This is a genomic window from Pseudomonas sp. GD04158 (assembly GCF_029834875.1).
GTDB classification, from domain to species: domain Bacteria; phylum Pseudomonadota; class Gammaproteobacteria; order Pseudomonadales; family Pseudomonadaceae; genus Aquipseudomonas; species Aquipseudomonas hydrolytica.
Window position 1 is genome coordinate 1 of record NZ_JAODYT010000112.1, and the last position, 9,139, is coordinate 9,139.

At 67.5% G+C, this 9,139-nt stretch carries 8 protein-coding genes; 4 read left to right on the forward strand and 4 right to left on the reverse strand.

The genetic code is table 11. From position 1 onward, the window contains the following. A partial coding sequence (locus N7333_RS22820) for an AAA domain-containing protein (protein ID WP_279859433.1) occupies positions 1 to 2,049 on the forward strand: 2,049 nt, incomplete at its 5' end. Between the two features lie 61 nt (positions 2,050 to 2,110). Continuing rightward, positions 2,111 to 2,653: a YaeQ family protein gene (locus tag N7333_RS22825; RefSeq protein ID WP_024309193.1), complete on the forward strand. Its 543-nt coding sequence runs from the start codon at positions 2,111 to 2,113 to the stop codon at positions 2,651 to 2,653. A gap of 21 nt (positions 2,654 to 2,674) precedes the next feature. Here the strand turns inward: N7333_RS22825 and N7333_RS22830 are convergent, their stop codons facing one another. The 4 genes from N7333_RS22830 to N7333_RS22845 form a co-directional block, all read right to left on the reverse strand. Continuing rightward, positions 2,675 to 3,901, reverse strand: coding sequence for an NRAMP family divalent metal transporter (locus N7333_RS22830; RefSeq protein WP_129481703.1), 1,227 nt, complete (start codon positions 3,899 to 3,901; stop codon positions 2,675 to 2,677). A 128-nt stretch (positions 3,902 to 4,029) separates the two neighbouring features. Then, the gene (locus N7333_RS22835) at positions 4,030 to 4,944 is read right to left on the reverse strand and encodes a biotin-dependent carboxyltransferase family protein (RefSeq protein ID WP_129481702.1); all 915 of its coding nucleotides are present in this window, start codon (positions 4,942 to 4,944) and stop codon (positions 4,030 to 4,032) included. After that, a complete protein-coding gene (gene pxpB / locus N7333_RS22840) occupies positions 4,941 to 5,645 on the reverse strand; it encodes a 5-oxoprolinase subunit PxpB (RefSeq protein WP_129481701.1) in 705 nt (234 codons plus the stop codon). Before pxpB ends, N7333_RS22835 begins: the two co-directional genes overlap by 4 nt. Next, complete coding sequence (locus N7333_RS22845; protein WP_129481700.1) at positions 5,642 to 6,391, reverse strand: 5-oxoprolinase subunit PxpA; 750 nt, start codon at positions 6,389 to 6,391, stop codon at positions 5,642 to 5,644. Before N7333_RS22845 ends, pxpB begins: the two co-directional genes overlap by 4 nt. A 209-nt stretch (positions 6,392 to 6,600) precedes the next feature. Between N7333_RS22845 and N7333_RS22850 the strand changes: the two genes are divergently transcribed. Together N7333_RS22850 and recJ are read left to right on the forward strand one after the other, a co-directional pair. Beyond that, positions 6,601 to 7,128 carry a winged helix DNA-binding protein gene (locus tag N7333_RS22850; protein WP_129481699.1) on the forward strand — a complete coding sequence of 176 codons (528 nt, stop codon included), beginning with the start codon at positions 6,601 to 6,603 and terminating at the stop codon, positions 7,126 to 7,128. 47 nt (positions 7,129 to 7,175) lie between these two features. After that, entirely contained in the window at positions 7,176 to 8,885 is a 1,710-nt protein-coding gene (recJ, locus tag N7333_RS22855; RefSeq protein ID WP_129481698.1) for a single-stranded-DNA-specific exonuclease RecJ, read from the forward strand. Positions 8,886 to 9,139: the final 254 nt, after the last annotated feature.

A 9,139-nucleotide genomic window follows, 5' to 3' on the forward strand; every position in this document is an offset into this window, starting at 1 on the left:
GCCCATGAGCTGCAGCTGCTGCAGGACGCCGAGCGGCTGTCGCCCGCCTTGCTGCAATTGCTCGGCGAGAGGCCGGCCACGCAGAAGGCAGGCTCGACCAGTACGCCGCAGCGCCTGCCGGCGCAGCTCAGCGCGGCCCAGTGCCAGGCGCTGGCCAATGCCGCGCGCTATCCGCTGAGCCAGATTTCCGGGCCGCCCGGTACCGGCAAGAGCTACAGCCTGGCGGCCCTGGCCCTGGATCGCTACCTGCAGGGCGAGAGCGTGCTGCTGGTCAGCCGCAGCGCCCAGGCGGTGCGAGTGATCGCGCACAAGCTGCGCGAAGATTTCGGCCTGCGCGACGGCGTGCTCGAGGGCGATGGCCAGAGCCTGCGCCAGGTCCTGCGCGAACGCCTGGAGCGGTTGCTGCAGGGCGAATTCGAGTGGGTGTCGGAGCAGGCCGAAGAGCGCCAGCGCAGCGAGCTCCAGGTGCTGACCCAGGCCGAACGGCGGCTGTCGGTGGATTTTCGCCAACGCTGCGAGCAGGCCGTGCGCTGGAGTCGTGTGCTGCTGCGGGCCGAGCGCGGCAGCCTGGCCTTCTGGCAGCGCTGGCTGCAGGTGCCCTGGGTGCGCAAGCGTATCGGCACCAGCGTGCGCCCCTGGGCATTGCTGGACGAACTGCGCGATTGTCAGCGGCGCCGGCAGCAGCTCAGTCGCGAGCACCTCAACAGTCATCGCGCGCTGAACCTCAAGCGTCTGCTGGTCAGTGACCGTGCGCTGTTCGTGCGTTACAACCAGGCCATCCGCGCGCGCAATTCACAGCGCCAACTGGCCCTGTTCGAGGATATCGACCCGGCGCGCCTGCTGGCCGCCTTCCCAATCTGGGTGGTGACCCTTGACGAGCTGCACCGGCTGCTGCCGCTGCGCCCGGAGCTGTTCGACGTGATGGTGATGGACGAGGCGACCCAGTGCGACATCGCCTCGGCGCTGCCGGCCTTCCAGCGCTGCAAACGTGCCGTGGTCACCGGTGATGCGCGTCAGCTGCGGCATATCTCCTTCCTTTCCCGCGTGCGCGAGACGCAGCTGTTGCAACGTGCCGGCCTGCAGGCCGAAGAGCGCGAGGCCTGGAGCTACCGCGACAACAGCGTACTGGATCTGGTCGGCCTGCAACTGGCCAGCCAGGAGGCGGTGGTCTTTCTCGACGAGCATTTCCGCAGCCGTCCGGCGCTGATTCGCTTCAGCAACGAGCTGTTCTACGACCAGCGCCTGCGGGTGATGAAGGAGCGGCCCGGCGGTGAGGCCTGCGACAGCCTGCAGCTGCTGCGCCTCGAGGGCCAGCGTGGGCGCAACGGTGCCAACGAGGCGGAAGTGGAGCGGGTACTGGAACTGATCGCGGCGCATCTGGCCGAGTATCGCGGCAGCCCGCTCAAGCCCAGCATCGGCGTACTGTCGCCGTTTCGCGATCAGGTCGAGCGCATCCGCCTGCGCATCGGCGAAACCCTGCCGCTGGAGCAGCTGCGCGAGTTCCGTCTGCTGGTGGATACGCCTTACGGCTTCCAGGGCGAGGAGCGCGACCTGATGATTCTCAGCTTCGCCATCGATGGCGAGGCCAGCCAGGCTGCGGCCTATCTGAATCGCGCCGATCTGTTCAACGTCGCCATCACCCGCGCCCGCGAGCGCCAGGTGCTGCTGTTCAGCGGCGACGAACGCCAGTTGCCGGCCACGCACCTGCTACGCCGTTATCTGGAATACCTCGAGAAGCCCGGCGCCGTCTGGCAGCCCGGCGCCACCGATGCGGCGCGGCAGAGCCTGTGCCAAACGCTGCAGGAGCAGGGCGTCAGCGTATGGAACCACTATCCGCTGGCCGGCCAGGTGCTGGATCTGTTCTGCCGCCGCGGCGACAAATGCCTGGCCATCGACCTGATCGGTTTTCCGGGGGAGGGCGAGGGCTTTCTCGAGCTGGAGCGCTACCTGGTGCTGGCGCGCGCCGGCCTGGAAACCCTGCCGCTGAGCTACGGCCTGTGGCGCGAGGCGCCGGAGCAGGCGCTGCAGGCGGTGCTGCAACGTTTGTAACTGGGGTGGGCGGGTTTCGGGTTAGACTTGCCGCCTCCCCCGAACAGCCAAGAAGCCCGCCATGGCCCTGCCATCGACCACCTACAAGATCGAACTGAACCTCACCGACATGGACCGCAGCGTTTATGAAAACCTGCGTTTCACCGTCGCCCGTCATCCGTCGGAGACCGAGGAGCGTCTGGCGGCGCGGCTGATCGCCTATGCGCTGTTCTATCACGAGCAACTGGCGTTCGGCCGCGGCCTGTCGGATGTCGACGAGCCGGCGCTGTGGGAGAAGAGCCTGGACGATCGCGTGCTGCACTGGATCGAAGTGGGCCAGCCGGACAGCGAGCGCATCACCTGGTGCTCGCGGCGCACCGAGAAGTTCAGCCTGGTGGCCTACGGCAACCTGCGCGTCTGGCAGGGCAAGTGCCTGGACCCGGTGCGCAGCCTGAAGAACATCAACGTGGTCGCCCTCGGCCAGGAAGCGCTGGCCGACCTGGCCCTGGACCTGCCGCGCTCGCTGACCTGGAGCGTGATGATCAGCGACGGCGAGCTGTTCGTCACCGACGAGCGCGGCCAGCACGAGATTCCCCTGGAGTGGCTGGCCGGCGAGCGCGGCTGAGGCGGCTCGCCGGGGCGATTCTCAGGATTGCCAGAACTGCAGCAGCGCGTTGAACGACAGGCCCACGCCCACCGCCGTGGCGACGATGGCCAGTACGCCGAAGGCCAGCATCCAGTCCGGGTGGCGGTAGTCGTTGCCGACGATGCTCGGCTTCTTCGCGGCCCACAGGATGCAGCCCAGCGCCAGCGGTAGCACTAGGGCATTGAGCGCGCCCGCCACCACCAGCACCTTCACCGGCTGTCCGACCAGGCTGTAGATCAGCGTGGAGCAGGCGATGAAGGCGATCACCACGCGCTGATTGTGCGTGCGGATGCTCGGGTGCAGTGAATACATGAAGCTGACACTGGTATAGGCGGCGCCGATCACCGAGGACAGCGACGCCGCCAGCAGCACCACGCCGAACACCTTGTAGCCGACCGTTCCCATGGCGTGGGCGAACACCGATGCCGCCGGGTTGCTCGGGTCCAGCGTCAGGCCCTGGCTGACCACGCCTAGCGCGGCGAGGAACAGGCAGATGCGCACCACGCCGGTGGTCAGGATGCCGGTGACGGCGGCGCGGGTGACCACACCGACGTTCTCCACGCCGGTGATGCCGGCCTCGACCAGGCGATGACCGCCGGAGAAGGAGATGTAGCCGCCGACGGTACCGCCGACCAGGGTGACGATCGGCAGCAGCAGGATCAGCGGGTCGTCCGGCTGAATGCTGCGCAGCAGCACGTCCTGCAGTGGCGGATTGGACTGCAGCATGGCGTAGCCGATCATGCACAGCATCACCAGACCGAACAGCTGCATCAGCCCGTCCATGATCCGCTTGGCGTTGCGCAGCATGAAGATAGCGATGATCAGCACAGCGGCGATCAGCGAGCCGAGAATCGGCGGTATGCCGAAGATCACGTTCATGGCCAGGCCGGCGCCACCGATGTTGCCGATGTTGAAGGCGATGCCGCCGAGCACGATGAAGGCCGAGATCAGATGGCCGATACCCGGCAGCACGCGGTTGGCGACGTCCTGGCCGCGCAGGTTGGCGACGGTGATTACCCGCCAGATATTGAGCTGGGCGCCGATATCGATCAGCAGTGAGATGAGGATGGCGAAGGCGAAGCTGGCCAGGTACTTCTCGGTGAACAGCGATGTCTGGGTCAGAAAGGCCGGGCCGATGGACGAGGTGGCCATGATGAATATGGCGCCGCGAAGGACGTTGCGTTGGCTGCCCGGCGTATGGCCGGCAAGGGACTGGGTGGGTTGCATGAAATTACCTTCTCGCTGTTGTTCTTGATGTAGGGCAGGTAGGTGGAGCGCCCGCATCACGGGCGTGAGTGGTGTTTCTTGTCGTTGTTGTGCCGGCCCGTGGTCGGGCCGGATGTTTTCTCGGTGAATCAGGGCGTCTGCCACTGTGCGAGCAGTTCGCGTTGCCGGCGCTGCGCCGCTTCCAGGGCAACAGGGCGCAGCTGTACTCGGTCGCCTGGCAGGCACTGCGCCAGAAGCGCCACGGCCAGTGGGGTGAGCGCGCCGAGGCGCGGGTAGCCGCCGATGGTCTGACGATCGTTGAGCAGCACGATGGGCTGGCCATCGCTGGGTACCTGGATGGCGCCCAGCGGCACGCCTTCGGAGACCATCGACTGGCGTGCGCACTGCAGCACCGGGCCGCACAGACGAATGCCCATGCGGTCGGCGCGCTGGTCGACCCGCCACTCGCGGTTGAAGGCATCGAACAGGCTCTGCCCGCTGAAGTCGCCGATCTGCGCGCCCAGCACCACGGTCAGCTCGGTGTTGCCCCCTGTCTCCGGAATCGGCGCGGTGCGGCGGATGTGTGGCTCGGCCCGTTGCGCGTCCAGACGATCACCCACCGCCAGCGGGCGACCGTCGCCCTGCAGGCCGCCGAGCGCTTCGCGCGGCACCGTGGCGCAGCTGCCGAGTGTGGCCGGGGCACGAAAACCGCCAGGTGCCGCCAGATAGGCTCGCACCCCCCGACGCGGCTGGGCAAAGCGCAGGCGCTGCCCCTTGGCGATGGGGAAGCTGCAGCCCGGCGCCAGCGCCTGTCCGTCGAGGTTGGCGCCGAGGTCGGCCCCGGTCAGGGCGAGATAGCCGTCATGCTCGGCGAGCAGCTCGAAGTTGCCCAGAACGATTTCGATCACCGGCGCCGTCAGCGGGTTGCCCAGCAGCCAGTTGGCCCAGTAGTGCGAGCACCAGTCGGCGCTGCCGCCCTGGGTCACACCGAGGTGGCGTACGCCGAAGCGACCGCCGTCCTGCAGGCTGGCGAGGGCGCCGCTGCGTTCCACCAGAAGGCTCATGGCGTCACCTCGAAGGGCGTGTCGTCGCCACCCAGACGCACGAACTCGTCGCGCTCGATGGGCACGAAGCGCACCCGGTCGCCTGGCCGCAGCAGGCTGTAGCCATCCAGCTGGCGGTCGAAGAGTTGGCTGGGGCTGCGTCCGATGAGGTTCCAGCCGCCGGGGGAGACCAGCGGGTAGATGGCGGTCTGGCGGTCGGCGATGCCGAGGCTGCCGGCGGCGACGCGTTGCCGAGGCGTGCTCAGGCGCGGGCTGGCCAGGCACTCGTCGACCAGGCCCATGAAGGCGAAGCCGGGCGCGAAGCCGAGGGCGAAGACCTGATAGCTGCGTGCGCTGTGGCGCTCGATCACGCCGTCGCTGCCCAGCCCGCTGCGCTGGCCGAGCAGCGCCAGCTCGGGACCGACGCTGGGGTGATACCACACCGGTATCTGCAGCTCGCGGCCGCTGCTGTCGGTCTGCGGAGAAAGGTTGTCGAAGGCCTGGGCGATCAGCGCGCGGGCCTCGCGGTCGTCCAGCTGCTGCAGGTCATAGTGCAGCAGCAGGGTGGTGTAGGACGGCACCAGATCGACCAGCGCCGGGCCGAAGACGATTCGCAGGCGCTCGCTGGCTGCCAGCAGCCAGGGCATGTTGCTTTCCTCGATCTGCTCGAACAGGCGCAGGATCAGGCTGTCGATGCCCACCACCTCGATGCGCGGGGTCATGTCGGCAGGCTCTGCAGGGCGGCGCGGATACGCTGCACCGCCGCCACCGAGGCGGCGTTGTCGCCGTGTACGCAGAGGGTATCGGCGCGCAGGTAGAGGGCGCTGCCGTCGCTGGCGCTCAACGCCTCGCCGCGTGCCAGGGCCACTGCCTGGGCGACGATGGTTTCCGCGCCATGGTGCACCGCGCCGGGCAGGCTGCGCGCCAGCAGCATGCCATTGGCGTCGTAGGCGCGGTCGGCGAACACCTCGAACCACAGCTGCAGGCCCAACTCGTCCGCCATCGCCTGCGGCGCCCGATCGTCGCGGGTGGCCATCAGCATCAGCGGCAGGCCGCGGTCATAGGCGGCAACGGCGCGCATCACCGCACGCAGCTTGGCCGGCTCGCGCATCATGTCGTTGTACAGCGCGCCGTGCGGTTTGACGTAGCTGACCCGCGTGCCGTGGGCGCGGCAGATGCCGTCGAGCGCGCCGATCTGATAGAGCAGCATGGCTTCTATCTCGTCCGGGCTGCAGGCCATCGAGCGGCGGCCGAAACCGGCCAGGTCCGGGTAGGCGGGGTGGGCACCGATGCGCACGCCATGCTCGACCGCCAGCGCCACGGTGCGGCGCATGGTCAGCGGCTCCGAGGCGTGAAAGCCGCAGGCGATGTTGGCGCAGTCGATGAAGGGCATCACTTCGGCATCCAGACCCATGGTCCAGGCGCCATAGCTTTCGCCGATATCGCAGTTCAGGAGCAGGCGGCTCATCGGGATCCTCTGGTTGTTTTTGACGTGGCCCGAAGGTTCGGGTTGGGAATCTCGTTGGTATAACGATGATAAAATATCGATAAAACATCAATATGTTTTTGAAAAATTCCCCGAGCGGTCCTGGCCCGTGGTCCCTGTGCTTTGCTGTATGCTTGCCAGCCAACTTTCACCTGCGGCCCGCGCGGCCGTTCGCAGTCATGGATCGCACGATGGTTGATGCCAAATCCACCCGCTCTCCGCGTTCGCCTATCGTGGCGTCGGCCCACCTGGCCGAGCAGTCGCAGGAGCTCTCCGAACTCGAGTTCGCCATCATCATCTCCAGCAACGCCTTTCTGCGCTGGATGGAGCGCTGCATGCGCGCGGCCGGCGAAGTGGAGATGAACGCCCTCGACGTGATGGTCCTGCACAGCCTGACCAGCCGCGATCGCGCCAAGCGCCAGGCGGACATCTGCCTGCTGCTGAACATCGAAGACACCCATACCGTGACCTACGCGCTGAAGAAACTGGCCAAGCTGGCGCTGGTGGAGGGCGAGAAGCAGGGCAAGGAGATGTTCTACCGCACCACCGAAAAGGGCCGTGTCCTGTGCCAGGAGTACGCCGACATCCGCCGCGAATGCCTGATCGCCTCGTTCGAGAACCTCAACATCGACCCCGAGGAAATCCATCGCCTGGCCGGCATGCTCAGGGCCATGTCCGGCCTCTACGACCAGGCCGCCCGCGCCGCCACCTCGCTTTGACTCAAGCGCTGCGCGTCGGCTGACGCGCAGCGCCATACGGAATACCCATGCGCATCGATCTACGCCCCCTACCCGCAAGCCTGCCCGACCTGGGCAACCTGCCGCCGCTGCTCACCCGCCTCTACGCCGCCCGTGGCGTGCAGCGTGCCGAAGAATTGGACAAGGGCCTGGCGCGGTTGATCCCCTTTCAGCAGCTCAAGGGCATCGATGCGGCGGTCGAACTGCTGGTCGAGGCGCTGCAGCGGCGCCAGCGCCTCCTCATCGTCGGCGACTTCGATGCCGATGGCGCCACCGCCAGCTCGGTCGGCGTGCTCGGCCTGCGCCAGCTCGGCGCGGCGCATGTCGACTATCTGGTGCCGAACCGCTTCGAGTACGGCTATGGCCTGACGCCGGAAATCGTCGCCGTGGCGCTGCAGCGCCAGCCCGATCTGCTGCTGACCGTGGACAACGGCATCTCCAGCGTCGATGGCGTGGCCGCGGCCAAGGCCGCCGGGCTCAAGGTGCTGGTCACCGACCACCACCTGCCGGGCCCGGAACTGCCGGCGGCCGATGCCATCGTCAACCCCAACCAGCCGGGCTGCGACTTCCCGAGCAAGGCCATGGCCGGTGTCGGGGTGATGTTCTACGTGCTGCTGGCGCTGCGCGCGCGTCTGCGCGAGCTGGGCTGGTTCACCAGCCGCCAGGAGCCGAACCTGGGCGAGCTGCTCGATCTGGTGGCCCTCGGCAGCGTCGCCGACGTGGTGCCGCTGGATGCCAACAACCGCATCCTGGTGCACCAGGGCCTGGCGCGCATTCGTGCCGGGCGCGCGCGGCCCGGGCTGCGCGCGATACTCGAAGTGGCCGGGCGCGACCACCGGCGCATCACTTCCACCGATCTCGGTTTCATCCTCGGCCCGCGACTGAATGCGGCCGGGCGTCTGGACGACATGAGCCTGGGCATCGAATGTCTGCTCTGCGACGACGAAGCGCTGGCCCGCGACATGGCGGTGCAGCTCGATCAGCTCAACCAGGACCGCAAGGCCATCGAACAGGGCATGCAGCGCGAGGCGCTGGCCCAGCTCAAGGACCTGCCGCTGCAGGACATGCCGTTCGGCCTGTGCCTGTTCGAACCGGACTGGCACCAAGGGGTGATCGGCATCCTCGCCTCGCGCCTGAAGGAACGCTATCACCGCCCGGCCATCGCCTTTGCCGATGCCGGTGAGGGCATGCTCAAGGGCTCGGCACGCTCGGTGCCGGGGCTGCATATCCGCGATGCGCTGGACGTCGTGGCGGCCAGGCATCCGGGGCTGATCAGCAAGTTCGGCGGGCACGCCATGGCCGCCGGCCTGTCGCTGCCGCAGGAGCACTTCGGCGCCTTCGCGGCTGCCTTCGACGCCGAGGTGCGCCGCCAGCTGTGCGAGGACGATTTGACCGGCCGCCTGCTGTCCGACGGCCAGCTCGACGCCACCGAATTCCACCTGGAACTGGCTCGCGCCCTGCGCAACGCCGGGCCCTGGGGCCAGCATTTCCCCGAGCCGCTGTTCCATGGCGTGTTCCAGATCGTGGGCCAGCGCATCGTCGGCGAACGGCACCTGAAGCTGGTGCTCAAGACCGAATGCGGCAGCGTGCAGCTCGACGGCATCGCCTTCAACATCGACCGCGAGGTCTGGCCCAACCCGACGCTGCGCTGGGCCGAAGTGGCCTACAAGCTCGATCTCAACGAGTTTCGCGGCAACGAGAGCGTGCAACTGATGGTGGCGCATATCGCGCCGCGCTGAGCGCGTGCGATGAAATCCGGCGTTACCAATATGCCCGGCTGGCAGGGGGCGAACTCTGCTAGAAACTCTCGTCAGTTCAACCGATGTCGGTTGGCGGGCATCCGGAATTTCCCTGGGTTATCCAGGGTCGGATGCTGCGGTGCCCACTTCTCAGGAGAGTTCGCGATGAACACCAGCAATCTGCTCGATCAACTGCTCAAGGCCGGCCAGCAGGCCATGCAAAAGCCTGCCGGCAAGGCTGGCCAGGGGCAGCA